The organism is Chryseobacterium geocarposphaerae (assembly GCF_002797535.1).
Taxonomy (GTDB): domain Bacteria; phylum Bacteroidota; class Bacteroidia; order Flavobacteriales; family Weeksellaceae; genus Chryseobacterium; species Chryseobacterium geocarposphaerae.
On the sequence record NZ_PGFD01000001.1, the window covers coordinates 77,821 to 99,185 of the forward strand.

The following is a 21,365-nucleotide window of genomic DNA, read 5'->3' on the forward strand; positions in this document are numbered from 1 at the left end:
CTATAATTTTTTAATAAAGCAGAATCTAATTTTACTTTGGTTTAACTCTGTTAAAATTAATATCTTCGTTGAGGTATAAAATTTATAGAATGAAATTAAGAAATGTAATTTCAAAGATTGAAGAAAGAATACACATACATCAGGCAGAAGATTTTGATAATGTGGGGCTCTTATGCGGGGTTTCTGACCGCGAAATTTCCGGGATTTTAGTGTGTCATGATGCGCTGGAAAATGTAGTAGAGGAAGCCATAGAGAAAAACTGTAATTTGATTGTATGTTTTCATCCGATTATTTTTTCAGGATTAAAATCATTGACGGGTAAAAATTATGTTGAAAGAGCTGTTTTGAAAGCTATTGAAAATAAAATTGCCATTTATGCCATTCATACTGCCTTTGACAATGACTTCTTTGGAGTGAATGCAGGAATTTGCAATCAGTTAGGACTAAAAAATCTGAAAATTCTTCAGCCTAAAAAAAATAATTTAAAACAATTAACGGTATTTGTTCCCAAAGATTATTCTGAAAAGCTCAGAGAAGCCCTTTTTTCTGCCGGAGCTGGAAATATCGGTTTCTATGATGAATGTAGCTTTACAATCAACGGAAACGGTACTTTTAGGCCGATAGAAGGTTCAAACCCGTTCTCGGGACAGCAGGATATCAGAGAAAATGCAGATGAAGATATGATTTCGGTAATTTTTGAAGATTATAAAAAAGGAAAGATCATCAATGCGATGAAAGCAGCACATCCTTATGAAGAAGTGGCGCATCAGATTTATAGTTTAGAAAATGACAACCAGTATTCCGGATTAGGAATGTATGGAGATTTTGAAGAACCGATGGATGAGAAAGATTTCCTGAAGCTGGTGAAAGAAAAATTCAATCTGGAAATGATCAGGCATTCTGATTTTAATAATAAAAAAATTAAAAGAGTAGGGGTTTTGGGAGGTTCCGGAGCGAGCGGAATACGATCTGCTTTATCAAAAAAATGTGATGCGTATTTAACAGGAGACGTAAAATACCACGATTTTTTCCTGGCAGAATCAAAAATGATGATTTGTGATATAGGACATTTTGAATCAGAACAATTTGTAACTCAACAATTATTTGAAATATTATCACAAAAATTTAGTACATTTGCAATCTCAAAATCTATTGAGAAAACAAACCCGGTAAATTATTTCATTTAAATATATGGCAAAAACCAACGATATTCCAGTTGAAGAGAAGTTAAGAGCTCTATACGATTTGCAAATCATTGATTCTAGATTGGACGAGATCCGAAATACAAGAGGAGAATTGCCAATCGAAGTAGAGGATCTTGAAATTGAGATCGAAGGTCTTGAAAAAAGAGCTGAAAAATTTCATGCAGACATCAAAGATCAGGAAGATCAGATTAAGACAAAGCATGAAGTGATTAACCATGCAAAAGCTTTAATTGAAAAATACAAATCTCAGCAAGATAACGTAAGAAACAATAAAGAATTTGAAGCATTAGGTAAAGAGATTGAATACCAGGATCTTGAAATTCAGCTTTCTGAAAAAAGAATCAAAGAATTCGGAGCTAAAATTGCTCATAAAAATGAAACATTAAGTGAATTAAATGCAAAAATCGATGATTTAAAAAATCACTTAAAATTCAAGAAAGAAGAGCTTGAAGGACTTATTGCTGAAACGCAGAAAGAAGAAGAATATCTTCTGGAGCAGTCTAAGGTATATGCTGCAAAAATCGATGACAGATTACTGGCTTCTTATAACAGAATCAGAACCAGCTCTGTTAATGGTCTTGCTGTAGTAGGTCTTGAAAGAGGAGCTCCAAAAGGATCTTTCTTCACGATTCCGCCTCAAAAGCAAATGGAAATCGCTCAGAGAAAGAAAATCATTATCGATGAGCATTCAGGAAAAATCCTTGTTGATGACGAATTGGTAATGGAGGAAAACGAAAGAATGAAATCAGTAATTAAATTCTAATTTATAATTACGGTTTAAATAATATAAAAAAGCTGCTTCAATATTTGAAGCAGCTTTTTATTTTTAAAAACTAATTGGACTAATAATATTCGCACGAATAACACAATTTTTTTTGTAATCATGTATAAAAAAAATATTCAATAGAAGCGGGCTTTAGCCCGTTTTCGATATGAAATTCTTCATTTGGCTTTAGCCAAAACTTATAATTGGGTTTCGGCTAAAGCCTTTGCCAATTCAAATGATAAAGCGGGCTAAAGCCCGCTCCTATTGATCATAGAATGTGTCATTCGTGCATATATTATTAGTGCAATTTTAAATAAAAAACCGCTCCAGTAGAAGCGGTTTTCTGTATTATTCATGATGTTCATACATCTTATTATAAAGATCAATAAATTTCTCTTTAATGGCTTTTCTTTTCAGCTTTAAAGTTGGTGTTAAAAGTCCGGCATCAATACTCCAGACTTCCGGGGTTAATTCAATTTTCTTGATTTTCTCCCAGTTCCCAAGATGTGCGTTGATGACATCAATTTCTTTTTCAATCCTTTCTTTAAGTTCAGGGCTTTTTGCAATTTCCTGAGGAGTAGAACCGATATTTAAATTATTTCTCATTGCCCAGCTTTTTGCAAAATCAAAATCAGGCTGTACCAAAGCGCAAGGCATTTTTTCTCCATCACCTACCACCATGATCTGTTCGATGAATTTTGATGCTTTTGCTAAATTCTCAATCGTTTGAGGTGCAATATATTTCCCTCCGGAAGTTTTGAACATTTCCTTTTTACGGTCGGTGATCTGTAAAAAACCGTCACTGTCGATAAGCCCTATATCACCGGTTTTGAAATACCCGTCACTGGTAAAGGCTTCCTTAGTCATTTCTTCGTTTTTGAAATACCCTTTAAATACAGATGGTCCTTTTACGGTAATTTCACCATCTTCCTGGATTTTTACACTCAGGTTATCCAAAGGATGTCCCACAGTTCCGATTTTCATTTTATCAAAACTGTTCACAGAGATTACAGGAGAGGTTTCTGTAAGTCCGTAACCTTCCAGGATAGGAATTCCGGCATTTTGAAACATTAAATTTAATCTTGTGGATAAAGCGGCAGAACCGGAAACCAAAGTGATGATTTCTCCTCCTAAACCTTCTCTCCATTTTTTGAAAACAAGCCTGTCGGCAATGATTTCCTGTATGCCTGAAGGTTTTGAAACCGTTTTCTTTTTCGTGATGATATTAAGAGCCCAAAAGAAGATCTTTGATTTTAAACCTCCTGCTGAAGATCCGGTATTGTAGATTTTGTCATATACTTTTTCTACTAGTCTTGGAACCACACTCATATAATGAGGTTTCACTTCTTTTACGTTATCTCCCATTTTATCAATGCTTTCGGCAAAATAAATGGAAAATCCGTTATATTGGAAAAGATAGAAAAGCATTCTTTCAAAAATATGACAGATTGGTAAAAAGCTCAGAACTCTTGTGTCTTTGTAGTCTAAGCTTCTTTTTTTAGGAATTCTTGGGATAGAACCTAAAACATTGGAGACGATATTGTCATGAGTGAGCATTACTCCTTTGGGTTTTCCTGTTGTTCCAGAAGTATAAATGATAGTGGCCAAATCATCCGGATTAATAGCTTTGGAAAGGTCTTCTACCTCAATTTGAGTGGAATCGTCTTCTCCTAAATCCAATATTTCTCTCCAGTTGGCAGCACCGCTTACATTGTCAAACGTAAAAATACCTTGCAATGAGGGAATATTGTGTTTTACCTTCATTACTTTGCTGAGCAGGTCTTTATCAGACACAAAGCAATACTTTATTTCTGCGTTGTTGAAGATAAATTCATAATCTTCCGGTGAAATGCTTGGATAAACAGGCACGGAAACGACTCCAATTTGTGAGAGTCCCAAATCCATAATGGCCCATTCTGTACGGGAATTGGTTGTGATTAAAGCAATCTTGTCTCCCGGATTGATTCCCAGTTTTAAAAGTCCGCGAGAAATCTTATTTCCTTCATTGATAAACTCTTGTGTGGATGTTTTTTTCCATTCACCATGATATTTAGTCACAAACATATCAGATTTTGGAAATTTTTCTAAAGCGTGATATGGTATGTCAAATAATCTCTTGATCGTCATGATTCTTTACGTGTAATTAATAATTTTAAATATAAGCATTTTTTTTAATTGAGAGAATTGGAAGTGATTGTTTAGAAATTAATAAAATGTATGCCATAATATATTTAATAATTCAAACTTAATTTATATATGATGAATATTTAAAAATAGGGCTTATTCCTTGATGTAGTCTAATTGGTGATTCTATTTTCAGATTTGCTCAAAAAGTGTAAATTAGCGACCATCTAATTATTCAATTTTTATGGACTTTAATTTATCAGAAGAACAGCTGATGATTCAGCAGGCAGCGAGAGATTTTGCTCAAAACGAACTATTACCGGGAGTAATCGAAAGAGACCGCGACCAGAAGTTTCCTGCAGAACAGGTTAAGAAAATGGGAGAAATGGGACTTTTGGGAATGATGGTAGATCCTAAATACGGAGGTGCAGGAATGGATAGCGTTTCTTACGTTTTGGCAATGGAAGAGATTGCAAAAATAGATGCTTCTGCAGCTGTTGTAATGTCTGTAAATAACTCATTGGTGTGTGCTGGACTTGAAAAATTCGCTTCTGAAGAGCAAAAAGTAAAATACCTTACGCCTCTTGCAAGCGGGCAGGTAATCGGAGCATTTGCTTTGTCTGAGCCTGAAGCAGGTTCTGATGCTACTTCTCAGAAAACAACCGCTGAAGATAAAGGAGATTATTATTTACTAAACGGGATCAAAAACTGGATCACAAACGGTGGTACTGCTACTTACTATATTGTAATTGCACAGACTGATCCCGAGAAAAAACATAAAGGTATCAATGCTTTCATCGTTGAAAAAGGATGGGAAGGTTTCGAAATCGGGACAAAAGAAGATAAATTGGGAATCAGAGGAAGTGATACACATTCTTTGATCTTCAACAACGTAAAAGTACCAAAAGAGAACAGAATCGGGGAAGATGGTTTCGGATTCAATTTCGCAATGGCTGTTTTGAACGGAGGTAGAATCGGTATTGCTTCTCAGGCTTTAGGAATCGCTTCAGGAGCTTACGAATTGGCATTGAAATATGCTAAGACTAGAAAAGCTTTCAAAACTGAAATCATCAATCACCAGGCGATTGCTTTCAAATTGGCTGATATGGCAACTCAGATTACTGCAGCAAGAATGCTTTGCTTTAAAGCTGCTTGTGAAAAAGATGCCGGAAAAGATATTTCAGAAAGTGGAGCTATGGCCAAATTATACGCTTCTCAGGTAGCTATGGATACAACAATCGAGGCTGTACAAATTCACGGTGGATACGGATATGTGAAAGAATATCACGTAGAAAGATTGATGAGAGATGCAAAAATCACTCAGATCTATGAAGGAACTTCTGAAATCCAGAAGATCGTAATTTCAAGAAGCATTGCAAAGTAATTGCTTAATTATATATTGAAATAGTAAAAGGCTTCCAATTGGGAGCCTTTTTACTTTCACACGAACCACAAAAATTAATAATATATTATATTTACTTCTTTTAATCCACTCTATTTAAAATAGGATTTCTGTTAAATCATTTCTATTATAAATTTAAGAAGAACTGATGAGTTTAAAACGTAAACTGCATTAAAATAAAATTAAAAAGCTGTCATTCTGAATATGAACTGAGTTTACGAACGAAGTTCAGAAGAGGAATGAAGAATCTTTTATAAATAGTTGAGATTCTCCCTTTGTCAGAATGACAAACTTTTATATTTAGTTTTGCATAAGATTAACTTACAGAGAATCAGAATCTTTATTGGGAGTATTTTTGTTTTTCTTTTTATAAAAATAATACCCGATTCCAGCAATTAAAAATAAAGGCCAAAGTGGAAGGATGAAAAGGAAAATAGAGGTGATGACATTCCAGCCGGAAGAAACGGCAGCGAAAGATTTGTCGCCGAAAGTTTCTGATGTTTTATCAACATTATCCATAATAGAAATTGTAATATCGCAAATTGTATTGCTAGAATAATTGTTACCTTTTACTTCTACGTTTTTATTTTGAATATCGCTAATATTATTGCTTAAATCGTCCATCAAATAGTCAAAATTCTGTATTGGAACTTTAATCTGAAGATAATAAATTTTTTGATCTGTCATTTCTGATGGCTTGTCTTTTGAGGGTTCCGTCGCAACATAAGTAAGTTCTTCTTTTTTAATGAAGCCATTATTTTTAATTGTTTCTTCTTTTATAATTTCCTTTACAGTTTCAGCATTATTGGCATTTATAGATAAATAACCAGTTTTCACCATTTTGTTTTTTGGAACATTCACTTCAAAATTTTCACTTTTCGGCTTATCTTTATAAATGATTTTAGTTTCCTTGATGACTTTCGGAGCTGGGACATTTACAACAATTTTCTCTTCTTTTTTGGCAGAATCCTGTTTCTCTTTTTTTGTTTCCAGTTTTACCGACGAGATTTTATCGGAAAGGGAGTCTACTATTTTTGATGTATTTTCAAACTGCTCTTTTACCCTTTCTTTGGTATTTTCAAAATCTTTAATTTTAATATCGGCTGAGTCTAATACCGCATTGGCGGTATTGTTAATTTCATTAATTTTTTCAGAAGCCGCAGAAATTGTGCTGTCGGCAGAATGGGTAGCGTTTTCTAATTTTGAAACTGCAGATTCTCCTTTTTTACACATGATAAACGTGCCTGATACAGCAACCAGTAAAATGAATTTTTTCATAACATTAATTTTTTCGATGTGGTAAAATTAGGAGAGAAGATTTTGTAAAGATTGTAAAGGAGTTGTTTTGGTTATGTAAATTAACAGTTGATTGATTTTTAGGATTTTGTAAAATAATATTTACTGTTTTACAAAGAATATTTCACAAAATAGAATTCACTTAGTTGATGAAAATAGGATAATAAAAAAGAGACCTGGAAAGTCTCTTAATGATAAATTCGTAAAGTATTGATCTAACTTTTAGCCATTTGTTCCGCAACCGATTAATCCCTGGAACGATATAAAGAAATTTCCTTCTTTTACTTTTTCATCCAATACTTTCCACCAGTTATCGATTTCGGATTGCGTAAATGTTTCATCTGAGACGCCCAGTTGTAATATCCCTTCGTAAGCTTTTTTTACGATGTTTAAAATTGCTTCGCTGTTACCATAATAAGAATAGGGTTCTATTTCTACTTTATTGAAGCCGCTATTTCGTAACTGATAATATATGTTTTTACCAATATCTCCATTAGGAAAGCTGTCCGCAACATAATGGATAATTTTTCTTGTGAGTTCTTTGTCCGGGTGAGGAATTAATGCTCCATCCCAGAAAAATTCAAATATTACAACCTTTCCACCGGGTTTAAGAAGCCTTTTGAACTCTTTAAGTACTTTTGGGCTATCAGGAATATATAATAATACTCTCTCGGTTCTTATACCGTTAAACGAATGATCAGGGAAAGGCTGATGAGATGCTTCTGCATTCAAAAATTCGAGTGGAAGGCCAGTATTATAGTTTTTTGTTTTAGCAACTTCAATCATTGTTGTGCTGATGTCTGTGCCTATCACTTTTCCCGTTGAAGTTACCCTTTTTGCCATTTCCTGTGCCTGGATACCAATGCCGCAGCCTACATCAAGCAAATGATCTCCCGGCTTTATATCGAGCAGGCTCATCTGCAGTTCAAAGCTTTCCCTGACTACAGGAGTAGCTGCCATATCTTCTAAAAATTGTATTAAAAAATCATGCTGTGAATTGTCAACTTGCTGAAACCCGGTTGTAATACTCTGTTTTTCCATTGGCGTTATCTGTTTTTACAATTATGTATCAATAAAATATGCAGTTTTATAAAGATATTATTTATTTCAATATGTATTGATTTATTTTGACGGCCAATAAAAAATCCGCAGAAAAATTCTACGGATTATATCTTAATGTTATATTTTCGCCTAATTAAGCATTCTTAAACTCACTGATAAAATGCAGTTTCACATTCGGGAATTTCTCCTGCGTCATGTGAATCGTGAAAGAAGAATCTGCAAGGAACACCAATTGGTTGTACTTATCTCTTGCTAAGAACCTCTGCTTCAATCTTGCAAACTCTTTGAACTCTTCAGATTTTTCATCAGCTTCCACCCAACAGGCTTTGTGCATAGAAAGTGGTTCATAAGAACATTTTGCTCCATATTCATGCTCCAGACGATACTGGATAACTTCATATTGAAGCGCTCCAACTGTTCCAATGATTTTTCTATTGTTCATTTCCAGGGTAAATAACTGTGCAACACCTTCATCCATCAACTGGTCGATCCCTTTTGCCAATTGTTTTGCCTTTAACGGATCATTATTGTTAATATATCTGAAGTGTTCAGGAGAAAAGCTCGGAATTCCTTTAAAGTTGAGTTTTTCACCTCCTGTTAAAGTATCACCGATTCTGAAACTTCCCGTATCGTGAAGACCTACAATATCTCCCGGGAAACTTTCGTCTACCACTTCTTTTTTATCTGCGAAGAATGCGTTAGGTGAAGAGAATTTCATTTTCTTTCCCTCTCTTACCAATAGGTAATTTTCATTTCTTTTGAAAGTTCCGGAAACAATTTTCACGAAAGCCAGTCTATCCCTGTGTTTCGGATCCATATTCGCGTGGATTTTGAAAACAAAACCTGTGAAAGTGCTTTCTTCTGGTTTTACCAAGCGGGTATCACTTTCTTTTGGTTGCGGCATTGGTGCAATATCGATGAAAGCATCCAATAATTCACGAACTCCAAAATTATTCAATGCAGAACCAAAGAAAACCGGCTGAAGATCACCCCTCATATAATCATCACGGTTAAATTCAGGGTAAACAGATTGTACCAAATCCAACTCTTCTCTCAATGTTTTTGCTGCCTTTTCACCGATCACTTCGTCAATGGAAGTATCATTAATGTCATCAAACTTAATAGAATCTCCAACTTTCTGTTTTTTCTCTTCCAAAAACAACTGAATATTGTTTTCCCAAATATTATAAATTCCCTGGAAGTCGCTTCCCATACCGATTGGCAAAGAAAGCGGGCAAACCGTTAGTCCTAATTTCTGTTCAACTTCATCCAGCAAATCGAAAGCGTCTTTACCTTCACGGTCAAGCTTATTGATGAAAACCAACATCGGAATGTTTCTCATTCTGCAAACCTGAACCAATTTTTCGGTCTGTTCCTCAACCCCTTTAGCAACGTCAATTACAACGATTACGGAATCTACAGCAGTTAAAGTTCTGTATGTATCTTCAGCAAAATCCTTGTGACCCGGAGTATCCAAAATATTGATTTTGTGATCCCTATATTCAAAAGCCAGTACGGAAGTTGCCACGGAGATCCCTCTCTGTCTTTCAATTTCCATGAAGTCGGAGGTGGCTCCTTTTTTTATTTTGTTGGATTTTACCGCACCTGCTTCCTGAATTGCACCTCCGAAAAGCAGCAACTTCTCCGTAAGCGTAGTTTTTCCGGCATCAGGGTGAGAGATAATCCCGAAGGTTTTTCTTTTTTCTATTTCTTTGATTAAGTCTGACATATCGTATTTTGAAGTTGCAAAAATCGTGAATTTTGTCGAATCCTGAAAATTGAATTTATTGTAACCACAAAAGTTACAATAGAGATTATCTCAAACTCATTGAAAATATAAAGTTCGCAGGAGAAAAAAACGAAGAGCTTTAAAAACTTCTGTAAGCTTCTATGCAGTAAAAATTAAAATTACGGATTAAATCTTTGTGACTTTTGTGGTTGAATTTTGAAGGATCTAATTATAAACTGGATTTTCTCTTAAGTAAATATGCTAATCCTAAACCGATAAAAACCATTCCGGCACTGAAAGGGAAAATATAACTCATTCCGTAAATGTCTGCGACTCCGCCAATTAATGGTCCTGCAACGCCTAGTGAAAGGTCGATAAAAAGCCCGTATCCTGCCAATGCTGATCCCTGACTTGAAGGAGAAACACTTTTAATAGCAACAACGCCCAATGCTGGAAAAATTAATGAAAATCCTAAACCTGTAACTCCTGCTCCAATAAGAGCGATTTCTGGATTGGAGGCAAAAGCAATGACCGAAAGTCCTATGGTTTCCACCAGAAGGCAAGTGATTGCTACTTTTATTCCCCCGTAATTATTAATTACATTGTTGAAAACCAGTCTTCCGGCAACGAATAACCCTCCGAAAACACTCAGGCATAAAGCCCCGTTATTCCAGTGAAAGTGATTATAGTATAAAGTAATGAATGTTGAAATGGATGCAAATCCAATTCCTCCCAAAGCCAGACATACTCCAAAAGGAGCGACTTTTCCCAACACTTTCCAGAAAGACTGGGATTCCTGAGGATGAGTGTTTGTTTTATTTTCCTTGATTTTAGCATAAAGAAATCCTAAAATTCCAAAGGTGATGGAAAGAACTCCAATACCATAAAGGCCAAATTTATGTTCAATGGTAACGCCCAAAGAGGCTCCGATTGCCAGTGCTCCATAAGACGCAACACCATTATAGGAAATAATTTTTGCGGTATGTTCTTCACCTACTGCCATGATTGCCCAGTTGATGGGGCTTGCTCCGATCATTCCTTCTGCACAGCCCGTAAGTAAACGGGTAATCACTAAAAAAGAAAGGCTCATGTAGGGTGAAAATTTAAAATAATAAGCAACCATCAGGAAAATTCCGGTTAGAGAAAAACTGATCATGCTGAATAAAACCGCTGGTTTAGGGCCTTTTCCGTCAATGATTTTTCCTGAATACGCTCTCAGAAAAAAGGTGGCAACATATTGTAAGCTGATGACCAATCCGGCAATCACTAAGCTAAATCCTAAACTTTTATTAATAAAAATCGGAAGAACAGACAGAGACAATCCTATGATGAAATATCCTACAAAAGTAAAACATACATAAGTAATCAAGGATAAGTTAACATTCTCTGACCGATTTACTAAATTATCCATGTGAAAAAATTAAGGTGCAAAGTTACTTCATAAAAAATGCTTGGAAGAAGATTTATAAATTTTTATGATCACATGGATATTTCCATGTGATTTAATTAATCTGACTCTTTAAATAGATTTGGGATTTTTATTCTTGAAAACCAATATTAGGCTGTGTTTCGTATAAAATCGATTATCTTTGTTTTTCAATTGTTAATTGTAAACTATGGAAGTTAGCAGGTATCCGAAATATACATTCACATGGCTGGGAGGGCTTGTTTTGTTGGGAGGATATATTTTCGGAAGTATTGTAATAGTGCTCCTAACGGTGTTTTGGGATTTGATATTTAAACAAAGTATTCAGGGGAAAGAGTGGTTTGTAATGGTAGCCAATGCCGTTGTTTTTATTTCTATGATTGCTGCTTTTGATTTTTTGATTGTAAGACCGACGACTCAAAAAAAACTCAATTTTAATTTTTCACCGACTAATTTCTATACTTATCTTCTTATTTTTCCCATGATGATCGGGATGATGTTTATCGGAGAATTTATTACTGCTCAGATTCCTACCACAGGACCGTTTTTTGGAGAATACTATAAATTTTTTGAAGAGCTGATGAGCAAGCTTACTGATGATCCCGTGATTATGATCATTACCGCTGTTATCATGGCTCCTGTTTTTGAAGAAATTGTTTTCAGGGGAATTATTCAGAAAGGCTTAATAAATGCAGGTGTTCAGCCATGGAAAGCTATTCTTTTCGCTTCTGTCGTATTTGGATTGGTACATGCCAATCCGTGGCAGTTTGTAGGAGCTGCTTTATTGGGATGTGTTTTGGGGTTGGTATATTATAAGACCAAATCGCTGTTTCTTCCCATACTTTTACACGCATTTAATAATTTGTGTTCTTCAGTGTTGGTTTTTTATACTAAAACTGAAAGTTTTGCAGATGCTTTTAAAGTTCCTGAATGGATAATAGCAATAATCGGAATTGTACTTTTTTCACTGTTTTATTACTTATTTATGAAAAAGTATAAGGTGCATTATTCTGAGATTTAATTGATGGAAAATATTGTTAAAAAACTGAAGAGAAATAGAAAAGGTTTAGTTTAAAATAGATATATGGAATTATTAGTAGCAACACACAACATACATAAAAAGGATGAAATCCAGCAAATTTTAGGAAATGAGTTTGTAGTAAAAAGTCTTACGGATTATGATATTCATGATGAAATTGTAGAAGACGGGGATTCTTTCAATGCCAATGCACTGATTAAAGCTAAATATTGTTTCGAAAAAACAGGAATTCCGAGTTTGGGAGACGACAGCGGTTTGGTGGTTGAATCTTTGGATGGCAGACCCGGAATTTTTTCCGCACGTTATGCAGGAGATCATGATTTTGCGAAAAATATTGAGAAAGTGTTGAGTGAAATGGAAGGTATTGAAAACCGAAAAGCCTACTTCATCACGGTTTTATGCTATTATGACGGAAACGGTGCTCAGTATTTTGACGGAAGGGTGCATGGAAATCTGCTGACGGAAAATAAAGGATTCAAAGGTTTCGGATATGATCCTATTTTTGTGCCTGAAGAATACAATATAACATTCGCTGAAATGGAACCGGAAGCTAAAAATAAAATCAGCCACAGAAAGCAGGCACTTGATTTGTTTTTGGATTTTCTGAAAGTGAAAAAATAACTTTTTGGGTTCCTTGTCATGTTGATAAAGGAAGAATCCCAAAGAACTTTTACTTCAAATATTAAGAACAGAATGACCGGATTAAATTAAAAATCTGTTGTACATTTGTTGTCATAATACACTATTAAATTGAGTACTTATTTAACAATATTAGGTTTTAATTCTGCAATACCTACGGTGAATACTTCACCTACTGCCCAGTTGCTGGAAATGGAAGAAAGAAATTTCCTGATCGATTGTGGTGAAGGTACACAGGTACAGCTCAGAAAAGCTAAAGCCAGATTTTCAAAGATCAATCATATATTCATTTCCCATCTTCACGGTGATCACTGTTTCGGTTTGCCCGGGCTTATTGCTTCTTTTCGCCTATTGGGAAGGGAAAATCCGTTGCATGTATATGGTCCTAAAGGAATCAAAAATATGCTGGAAACCATCTTTTCAATTACAGAAACCCATAGAGGATTTGAAGTGGTTTATCATGAACTTGATAAGACAGTTTCTGAGAAGATTTATGAGGACAATAGAGTAGAAGTATATACTATTCCGCTGGATCACAGAATTTACTGTAATGGTTATCTTTTTAAGGAAAAACCTAAGGAACGCCATCTTAATATGAAAGAGATTGCAAAATACAGTGAGATCGAAACATGCGACTATCACAATATAAAAGCTGGAAAAGACTTTGTCCTGAGTGATGGATATGTGTTGAAAAATGAAATTCTGACTATTGATCCGGCTCCGTCTGTTTCGTATGCTTTTTGCAGTGATACAAGATATCTGGAAAGTGTCATTCCTATTATTAAAAATGTAACGGTTTTGTATCACGAGTCTACATTCCTGCATGATTTAAAGGAAATGGCTGATTATACAGGACACTCAACGGCTCTGGAAGCGGCAACCATTGCTCAGAAAGCCGATGTTGGAAAGCTGATCTTAGGACATTTTTCTAACCGATACGGAGATCTGACTGTATTTACAGATGAAGCAAGAACAGTTTTTGCCAATTCATTTTTACCAAAAGCTTTGGAAACAGTGAAAATTTAATACCATGAAGTTGAGTTTTGAAGAACTGAAAAGTTTTCTCGATGAAAAAGCAGATCAATATAATCATGTTGATTTTATTGAAAATGATCCCATTCAGATTCCGCATCGTTTTTCTTTGAAGCAGGATATTGAAATTGCGGGTTTTCTTGCGGCCACGATCTCTTGGGGAAACAGAAAATCTATTATTAAATCAGCTGAAAAAATGCTGGATATCATGGGGAATTCTCCTTATGACTTTGTATTGAATCATTCTGAAAAAGATTTAAAAACTCTTCAGGATAAAAGTATTCATCGTACCTTTAATGGAGAAGATTTTGGATATTTTATAAAGCAGTTCCATAGAATTTATAAGGAAAACGAAAACCTGGAAGATTTATTTAAAACCAATGATGCTGAATTTAATTTTCAACACGGGATCGAAAGATTCCGGCAAAATTTTTTAGGAGCTGAAAAGCACAGAAGCCATAAGCATGTAAGTTCACCCTATAAAAATTCATCTGCAAAAAGAATTATTATGTTTTTAAGGTGGATGGTCCGAAAGGACAAACGTGGGGTAGACTTCGGGATCTGGCAAAATGTGGATCAGAAATTCCTATCCATTCCTTTAGATGTGCATACCGGAAATATGTCCAGAAAATTAGGTTTGGTGACAAGAACACAAAATGATTGGAAAACAGTAGAAGAAATGGATTTTGCCATCCGTAAGTTTGATGATAAAGATCCTGCAAAATATGATTTCGCGTTATTCGGACTAGGGGTTACAAAAGAATTAATATAAAAATAAAAGGAGATGAAAAAATATAATGAAAGAGCAGAGTTTTTAGAGAAAATTGCTAACGGAATCACTTGGTGGATCGGTTCTATTCCGTCCCTTATTGTACATACCTTATTTTTTATTATTTCATTTCTCCTTCCTATATTAAATATTGTAGAATTTGATAAAATGCTTCTTATTCTTACTACGGTTGTTTCTTTAGAAGCCATTTATCTTGCGATTTTCATTCAAATGTCGGTGAATAAGAGTCACGAAAAAATAGAAGATATTCAGGAAGATATTGAAGATATCCAGGAAGATATAGAAGAGATCAGTGAGGATATTGAGGAAATTAATGAAGATATCGAAGATATTCAGGAAGATATTGAAGAAATTAATGAAGATGAGGACGAAGAGGATCATAGTGAAAGAGCAAAAGCAGTAATGCTGAAGAGCAATGTCAATTCAAACAAAAATGAGATTAAATCTTTAAAAGATAAAATACAGGAGCTTCAGAATATGATTGATGAGCTTAAAAAAGATTAATTTTATTCCGATTGCTTTAACTGTAAATAATATATTTGTTAAAGAGGCTAATTGTAGATTAGTCTTTTTTTTATTTTAAAAATGGAATAAAATTAGAAGCAGATTGGAATGTAAATAAATTGATATATCGTTGTTAATTATCTAGATTAAGATGGTTTTAAATCAAAAAAAGTAGTATTTTTGAACAAACAATTATAAAATGTTAAATTATAGATTGAAAAATTACTTTAAGATTAGTTTCGTTCTGTTTTTCTTTTTTAGCATTATTTCTTATGCTCAGAAGAGGATTCCTAACGCAAAAGAAAAAACTCCGATTAATGCTAAAGCAGGGGATTACATTGATGTGAATGTAGCACCTTATCCGGAAAGTAATTATACGATTACACAATTAGTGAATGATGTATTGGTAGGGAATTCCGGAGGATGTTCGGGATCTAATATTTCTAACGTTTCGGTAAGCCCGAATCAGCCGCTTTCCAATAATAACCGATTTTGGGGATACTTTAATAAAGCAACCTCAAATTTCCCTTTTGCTAAAGGAATTGTTTTGTCAACAGGTTTTGCCAGAAGAGCAGGGAATGTCTTGGAAGGTGGGGTGTTGAGTGACTCAAATGGAGGTGGTAGTGATGCGGATCTTATTGCTGCGACTGGTGTAACAACATCAATTAATAATGCCGGGGTTTTGGAATTTGACTTTGTGCCTACCAGTAATCAGATGAAGTTTAACTATATTTTTGCTTCAGAAGAATATACAGGCAGTTATCCTTGTCCCCCTCTTCAGTATGACGACGCCTTTGCTTTATTGTTGAAGCCTAATACACCTGGTGCAACATATACAAACTTAGCAATTTTACCAGGAGGTGCAGGGCCTGTTTCTGTTCCTAATATTCTTCCTGCAAGTTTCTCTTGTGGACCTATTAATGGACAATATTTTGGTTCTCTGTCTCCTAATGCGACTAATTTTAACGGTATTACTGCAAAACTTACAGCGGTAGCAACAGTAGTTCCGGGGCAATCTTATCATATAAAAATGGTAATAGCAGATGCTCGTGATAGTATCTATAACTCTGCCGTGTTTCTTGAGGCAGGATCTTTTGATATAGGTATTAAGCTGGTTGATAGTAACGGAGTGGCTTTGCCTGCAAGTATGAACGTGTGTGATAATGCACCTCAGACTTTGGTGGCTCAGGTTTCTGGTGTTACTGGAGCTACTTATCAATGGTATAAAGATGGAGTATTAATACCAGGTGCAACAAGTGCAACTTATATTGCAACATCGCCTGGAGTTTATACAGTTAAAGTGATTATTCCTGGAAATACCTGTCCGGTTGAAGCAAAAGTAACGATTGTGGGAGGGATAACTCCAACAGCACAAAATGCAACGTTGAAACTTTGTACGACACCGGCTGTAAGTACGTTTAATTTAAATGATGCTAAGCCTATGATAAGTACAACAGCAGGTGCGGTTTTTAGATTTTATGTAAATCAGGCAGATGCGGTAGCTCAGAATGGAAGTTATATTCCTGATGCAAGTTTGGCAAGTTATAACGGAACAGATGGGCAAGTCCTATATGTTGTAGTTTCAAACGGAGGTTTCTGTAGTAAAATGGTTACCTTAACATTGAAAAAAGAAGCTACGCCTGTTGCTCAGCTAGTGGCTACAAAAACAAAAATATGTTTGGGAGAATCAGTTACTTTAACAGCTTCTAACGGGGTGACTTACCAGTGGGTGAGTGGTTTAACAGGAACGAACCCGGTACAAACCGTTTCTCCAAAGCAGACCACAACATATTCTGTTTATGCAATTGGAGCGCAGGGATGTAAATCATTACAACCGGCTACTGTTACAGTAGAAGTGGTTCCGGCCCTTGCTTCCAACTTGTCTGGAGGAATGATCTGTCAAGGTGATCAAATTACACTGGATGCGGGTGCAGGTCCTAATTATACTTATCTATGGAATACCGGAGCTACGACACAAACGATTTCCGTAGCAACACCGGGAACATACTCTGTGATCATAGATAATGGCGTTTGTACAAACATCTATAAGACAGAAGTTATTAGAGCAATTGTTCCTGAAATTATAAAAGTAGACTATAATGAAGACGGAACTTTGATTGTTACGGCTAGTAATCCAAGCAACGGACCGTTGGAATATTCTGCTGATAATGGTGTGACTTGGCAAAACTCTAATGTCTTTACTAAGATTCCAAACAATACGGTTGTTTCTATTCGGGTAAGAGTTAAAAAAACAAGTTGTGTAGGAGTTTTAGAGTATTTTACCTTTATCATGAAAAATGTGATTACTCCAAACGGAGATAATGTGAATGATATGATTGATTTCAGAGGTATAAGTAAATACAATAGTTTTAAAGCTGTAATTTCCGACAGATACGGAAGAGAAGTTTACAAATCCGAAAAAGTACGTCCATATTGGGATGGTTTGTTCCAGGGTAAAAAACTTCCTACAGGTTCTTACTGGTATCAGGTGACTTTTGAAGATCCTGCAACCAAACAGATTGTTGTAAAAACAGGTTGGATTCTACTGAAAAATATTGAATAATTATAATAATTATAAAATAAATATAAAAAACAAAAACAGGGCTGATTTTCAGTCCTGTTTGTTTTTTTACGATAATAATGGGATCAAATTAAATATCTTATATTATAAGCAAACCAAAATTAAATTTTAACCAAAAAAAGTATTATTTTTGTTTAAAAGATTGTAAAATGTTAAATACGAGGACAAGAAGTCTATTTTTTGCTTTGTTTTTAGTGCTTGTAAGTAATAATTTTATGTTTTCTCAAAAAAAAGGGAGAACAGGAATTACAACCATGCCTACTTCCCAAAGTATGAAATCAGGGGCTTTTATTGATGTAAATACAAGTACTTACCCTGAATCAAGCTATGATATTGCCCAGCTAATAAAAGATGTACTTATAAAAGGAGGAACAGCATGTACTAATGCTAATATAACAAATGTTACTGTCTCTCCAAACCTATCTGCTTCTAATCAAAATAGGACATGGGGGTTTTTTAATAAAGGAACTACCGCTTTTCCTTTTACAAAAGGAATTGTATTATCTACAGGATATGCAAGAAATGCAGGTAACTCTTTTATTTCGGGTACTTTAAGTAATACTTTTTCTACAACAGGAGATACAGATTTATCTACGGCTTTAGGAGTAGTTAATAATTTTAATGATGCCACCTATATAGAATTTGACTTTGTGCCAACTGCTAATGAAGTTACATTCAGATATATTTTCGCTTCCGAAGAATATTTCGATGACTATCCGTGTAATTTTACGGATGGTTTTGCTTTATTACTGAAGCCTAATACTCCTGGATCTACCTATACGAATATGGCCGTCTTGCCGGGAACAGCGGGTCCGGTAAGTGTAACGAATATCCGGCCTGCTAATAAATTTAGTGGAGGAGCGTTAGTTTGTGGACCTTTAAATGCATCCTATTTTGCAGGATATAATACAGCTGGGATAGAAACAAACTTTAACGGAAGAACAATTCCTTTAACAGCAAAAGCTACCGTAACTCCGGGACAATCCTATCATTTTAAAATGGTACTGGCGGACTGGGATGATGGCTCATACGATTCATCAGTTTTCCTGGAGGCAGGATCATTCGATATAGGAGTACAAATTTTAGATCCTGCCGGTGTACAGCTGCCTGCTTCTATTAATGTTTGTGATAATCAGCCGCAAACGTTCAATGCTTCTGTTCAGAATGCCAATGCAACTTATCAATGGTATTTAAATAATAATATTATTCCGGGTGCTACTTCAAGCTCTTATACGGCGACATTACCGGGAGTATATAAAGTAGAGGTTTTGGTACCTGGAAATACATGTCCGGGAACAGCAACTATTACCATTGTGGGCGGAACTTCACCAACCGTTCAGAATGCTACTTTAACCGCCTGTTATGCTGCAGGAAATGTATCTTATGATTTGACTTCGGCTCAATCGTCAATCAGTACAACGGCTGGAGTCACTTTTTCATACTATCTTAATCAGGCAGATGCAAATGCAGGAAATGCGAGTACAATACCTAATCCTACAACTTTTTCAAGCGCAGGAGGACAAACGATCTATGTCTTGGTTAAAAATGGCTTCTGTTCTAAAGTAGCCCAATTACAATTGGTCAAAGCTCCCCAGATAACGGCTACCATTGCTCCGCCTCCAACATTAACTTGTGCTACCCCTCAGGTTACTTTAAATGCTTCGGCATCTACCTATCCTACAGGATCAACTTTTGCATGGACAACTACTGGGGGAACTATAGTTTCAGGTGCTAATACTTTATCTCCGGTTGTAAGTGCAGCGGGAGTTTATACCCTGACTATCTCCAATACTTTTGCTCCGGATAATGTGACATGTACTTCCGTTGCTAATGTAACCGTAACAGGAAACAGCGCGCCGCCTACAACCACTTTAACGGCGTCAAAAGTGTTAATTTGCTCTGGTGAAAGTGTAACTTTAACGGCTTCGGGAGGAGCAACTTACACGTGGACAGGTTTGCCAGGAACTGGAAATACTCAGGTTGTAACTCCTACAACTACCACTACCTATACGGTAAATGCGATTGGTGCCAATGGATGTGCGTCACAAACTCCGGCAACCATTACCATTGAAGTGACCCAGCCGATAACGGTGCAAAATGCTACTTTAATTAAATGTTACGAGCCTGGAAATGTTACTTATGATCTAACTTCTGCACAGACTCAGATAACATCTACGATGACAGGAGTTACTTTTGCTTATTATATAAACCTGGCTGATGCGAATGCAGGGAATGGAAATACTATCGCTGTTCCTACTGCCTTCCCAAGCGCAGGAAATCAGACGATTTATGTGTTGGTTAAAAATGGAGGATGTAGTTATGTAGTCAATTTATTGCTGTTAAAAACTCCAACAACTACTTTAACGATTGCAGCTCCCCAGAATATTACATGTACCGTATCGCAAATAACTTTAAATGCTTCATCTTCAGTTATTCCTACGGGATCTACTGTTGCATGGACGACTACAGGGGGGACTATTGTTTCAGGAGCAAATACTTTAACTCCGGTTGTGAGCGCAGGTGGAGTATATACTTTAACCGTTTCGAACACGTCACAGCCAGGAAATTTAAATTGTACTTATACGGCAAATGTTACCGTAACAGAAAATAAGGTTGCCCCTGTTGCAACTTTGACATCGTCTGTAGCTCAAATATGTTCGGGTGAATCTCTTACTCTTACTGCCGGTGGTGGAGCAACATATAATTGGGGGAATGGTCTTACAGGAAATGGAAGTACTCAAACTGTTTCACCAACCTCCACTACAACTTATACGGTATATGCAGTGGGAGCAAACGGATGTATCTCTCAGAACCAGGCTTCTGTGACTGTGGTGGTGGGGCCTCCTACAGCGGGAATCTCAGCCTCCAAATCTAAAATATGTGCCGGAGAGCCAGTTACTCTATTGGCGACAGGAGGTATTACTTATAATTGGGTAGGTTTAACAGGAACTGGAAATACTCAGGTAGTTACCCCTACAACTACTACAACATACTCTGTATATGCTTTGGGAGGAAACGGGTGTTCATCTGTTAATCCGGCTACAATAACTATAGAAGTAGTTCCTGCTATTGTTTCAACATTACAAGATGTATATGCTTGTGCCGGAGATTCCGGTATTTTTGATGCAGGAGCCGGTCCGAACTATACCTATTTGTGGAGTAATGGAGTGACTACTCAAACTATGACAACGAATATTCCGGGTACCTATACCGTTGAAATTAGCAATGGTACTTGTTCAAAAATATTTACGGCTCATCTGTATAATCCTAATTTACCTCAATTTACTAATGTTGTATATGATAACGGAACTTTTACTTTATCTGCAACAAATCCTACAGGAGGTGTATTAGAGTATTCTATTGACGGAGGTGTGACTTGGCAGGCTTCAAATATATTTTATAACGTTTTAAAGAATACAAACTACAATTTAAGAGTAAGAATAAAAGATGCAAAATGTAGTACACCTTTAGAGTTCTTTACTTTTGTCGTTAATAATGCCATTACTCCAAATCAGGATGGAATAAATGACAAGGTTGATTTTTCAGGTATAAGCAATTACAATAATTTTGCCGCATCTATTTTTGACAGGTACGGGGCAGAAGTCTTTAAAGCAAATAAATCTAATACAGTTTGGAACGGAAATATTAAAAATATGAACGTTCCGACTGGAACATACTGGTATAGAGTGCAATGGGAAAATCCGGCAAGTAAAAAGCTGGAGCAGCGAAGCGGCTGGATTTTACTTAAAAATAGAAACTAGAATTATTAA

Annotated in this window: 15 protein-coding genes; 10 read left to right on the top strand and 5 right to left on the bottom strand. The window is 35.7% G+C overall.

Annotation, left to right across the window (positions count from 1 at the left end):
• Positions 1-89 precede the first annotated feature (89 nt).
• Positions 90-1,187 carry a Nif3-like dinuclear metal center hexameric protein gene (locus CLV73_RS00315; protein ID WP_100374916.1) on the top strand — a complete coding sequence of 366 codons (1,098 nt, stop codon included), beginning with the start codon at positions 90-92 and terminating at the stop codon, positions 1,185-1,187.
• Between the two features lie 4 nt (positions 1,188-1,191).
• Complete coding sequence (locus CLV73_RS00320) at positions 1,192-1,968, top strand: zinc ribbon domain-containing protein (RefSeq protein ID WP_100374917.1); 777 nt, start codon at positions 1,192-1,194, stop codon at positions 1,966-1,968.
• Between the two features lie 351 nt (positions 1,969-2,319).
• Here CLV73_RS00320 and CLV73_RS00325 read toward each other — a convergent pair whose 3' ends face one another.
• Entirely contained in the window at positions 2,320-4,098 is a 1,779-nt protein-coding gene (locus CLV73_RS00325; RefSeq protein WP_100374918.1) for an AMP-dependent synthetase/ligase, read from the bottom strand.
• 241 nt (positions 4,099-4,339) lie between these two features.
• On the opposite strand from CLV73_RS00325, the gene CLV73_RS00330 reads away from it, so the two are divergent.
• The gene (locus CLV73_RS00330; protein ID WP_100374919.1) at positions 4,340-5,479 is read left to right on the top strand and encodes an acyl-CoA dehydrogenase; all 1,140 of its coding nucleotides are present in this window, start codon (positions 4,340-4,342) and stop codon (positions 5,477-5,479) included.
• Positions 5,480-5,818: 339 nt separating this feature from the next.
• Here the strand turns inward: CLV73_RS00330 and CLV73_RS00335 are convergent, their stop codons facing one another.
• From CLV73_RS00335 to CLV73_RS00350, 4 genes are all read right to left on the bottom strand, one after another.
• Entirely contained in the window at positions 5,819-6,775 is a 957-nt protein-coding gene (locus CLV73_RS00335; protein WP_100374920.1) for a DUF4349 domain-containing protein, read from the bottom strand.
• A gap of 240 nt (positions 6,776-7,015) precedes the next feature.
• Positions 7,016-7,834: a methyltransferase domain-containing protein gene (locus CLV73_RS00340; protein ID WP_100374921.1), complete on the bottom strand. Its 819-nt coding sequence runs from the start codon at positions 7,832-7,834 to the stop codon at positions 7,016-7,018.
• A gap of 154 nt (positions 7,835-7,988) precedes the next feature.
• Entirely contained in the window at positions 7,989-9,584 is a 1,596-nt protein-coding gene (locus CLV73_RS00345; protein ID WP_100374922.1) for a peptide chain release factor 3, read from the bottom strand.
• Positions 9,585-9,813: 229 nt separating this feature from the next.
• Positions 9,814-10,995, bottom strand: coding sequence for an MFS transporter (locus CLV73_RS00350; protein ID WP_100374923.1), 1,182 nt, complete (start codon positions 10,993-10,995; stop codon positions 9,814-9,816).
• 205 nt (positions 10,996-11,200) lie between these two features.
• On the opposite strand from CLV73_RS00350, the gene CLV73_RS00355 reads away from it, so the two are divergent.
• From CLV73_RS00355 to CLV73_RS00385, 7 genes are all read left to right on the top strand, one after another.
• Positions 11,201-12,031 (top strand): CPBP family intramembrane glutamic endopeptidase, encoded by an 831-nt coding sequence (locus CLV73_RS00355; RefSeq protein ID WP_100374924.1) that lies wholly within the window; start codon positions 11,201-11,203, stop codon positions 12,029-12,031.
• Between the two features lie 63 nt (positions 12,032-12,094).
• The gene (gene rdgB / locus CLV73_RS00360; protein ID WP_100374925.1) at positions 12,095-12,670 is read left to right on the top strand and encodes an RdgB/HAM1 family non-canonical purine NTP pyrophosphatase; all 576 of its coding nucleotides are present in this window, start codon (positions 12,095-12,097) and stop codon (positions 12,668-12,670) included.
• Between the two features lie 129 nt (positions 12,671-12,799).
• Positions 12,800-13,714, top strand: a complete 915-nt coding sequence (locus tag CLV73_RS00365) for a ribonuclease Z (protein ID WP_100374926.1) — start codon at positions 12,800-12,802, stop codon at positions 13,712-13,714.
• Between the two features lie 4 nt (positions 13,715-13,718).
• Positions 13,719-14,492 carry a TIGR02757 family protein gene (locus tag CLV73_RS00370; protein WP_394336971.1) on the top strand — a complete coding sequence of 258 codons (774 nt, stop codon included), beginning with the start codon at positions 13,719-13,721 and terminating at the stop codon, positions 14,490-14,492.
• 12 nt (positions 14,493-14,504) lie between these two features.
• A complete protein-coding gene (locus tag CLV73_RS00375) occupies positions 14,505-15,014 on the top strand; it encodes a DUF1003 domain-containing protein (RefSeq protein ID WP_100374927.1) in 510 nt (169 codons plus the stop codon).
• A gap of 199 nt (positions 15,015-15,213) precedes the next feature.
• Positions 15,214-17,577, top strand: a complete 2,364-nt coding sequence (locus tag CLV73_RS00380; RefSeq protein ID WP_100374928.1) for a choice-of-anchor L domain-containing protein — start codon at positions 15,214-15,216, stop codon at positions 17,575-17,577.
• A gap of 167 nt (positions 17,578-17,744) precedes the next feature.
• Complete coding sequence (locus CLV73_RS00385) at positions 17,745-21,356, top strand: choice-of-anchor L domain-containing protein (RefSeq protein WP_100374929.1); 3,612 nt, start codon at positions 17,745-17,747, stop codon at positions 21,354-21,356.
• Positions 21,357-21,365: the final 9 nt, after the last annotated feature.

Bases quoted from the DNA above. Each gene is read 5' to 3' on its own strand.
- CLV73_RS00315 (WP_100374916.1), top strand. From the start codon at position 90: ATGAAATTAAGAAATGTAATTTCAAAGATTGAAGAAAGAATACACATA.
- CLV73_RS00320 (WP_100374917.1), top strand. From the start codon at position 1,192: ATGGCAAAAACCAACGATATTCCAGTTGAAGAGAAGTTAAGAGCTCTA.
- CLV73_RS00325 (WP_100374918.1), bottom strand. From the start codon at position 4,098: ATGACGATCAAGAGATTATTTGACATACCATATCACGCTTTAGAAAAA.
- CLV73_RS00330 (WP_100374919.1), top strand. From the start codon at position 4,340: ATGGACTTTAATTTATCAGAAGAACAGCTGATGATTCAGCAGGCAGCG.
- CLV73_RS00335 (WP_100374920.1), bottom strand. From the start codon at position 6,775: ATGAAAAAATTCATTTTACTGGTTGCTGTATCAGGCACGTTTATCATG.
- CLV73_RS00340 (WP_100374921.1), bottom strand. From the start codon at position 7,834: ATGGAAAAACAGAGTATTACAACCGGGTTTCAGCAAGTTGACAATTCA.
- CLV73_RS00345 (WP_100374922.1), bottom strand. From the start codon at position 9,584: ATGTCAGACTTAATCAAAGAAATAGAAAAAAGAAAAACCTTCGGGATT.
- CLV73_RS00350 (WP_100374923.1), bottom strand. From the start codon at position 10,995: ATGGATAATTTAGTAAATCGGTCAGAGAATGTTAACTTATCCTTGATT.
- CLV73_RS00355 (WP_100374924.1), top strand. From the start codon at position 11,201: ATGGAAGTTAGCAGGTATCCGAAATATACATTCACATGGCTGGGAGGG.
- rdgB (WP_100374925.1), top strand. From the start codon at position 12,095: ATGGAATTATTAGTAGCAACACACAACATACATAAAAAGGATGAAATC.
- CLV73_RS00370 (WP_394336971.1), top strand. From the start codon at position 13,719: ATGAAGTTGAGTTTTGAAGAACTGAAAAGTTTTCTCGATGAAAAAGCA.
- CLV73_RS00375 (WP_100374927.1), top strand. From the start codon at position 14,505: ATGAAAAAATATAATGAAAGAGCAGAGTTTTTAGAGAAAATTGCTAAC.
- CLV73_RS00380 (WP_100374928.1), top strand. From the start codon at position 15,214: ATGTTAAATTATAGATTGAAAAATTACTTTAAGATTAGTTTCGTTCTG.
- CLV73_RS00385 (WP_100374929.1), top strand. From the start codon at position 17,745: ATGTTAAATACGAGGACAAGAAGTCTATTTTTTGCTTTGTTTTTAGTG.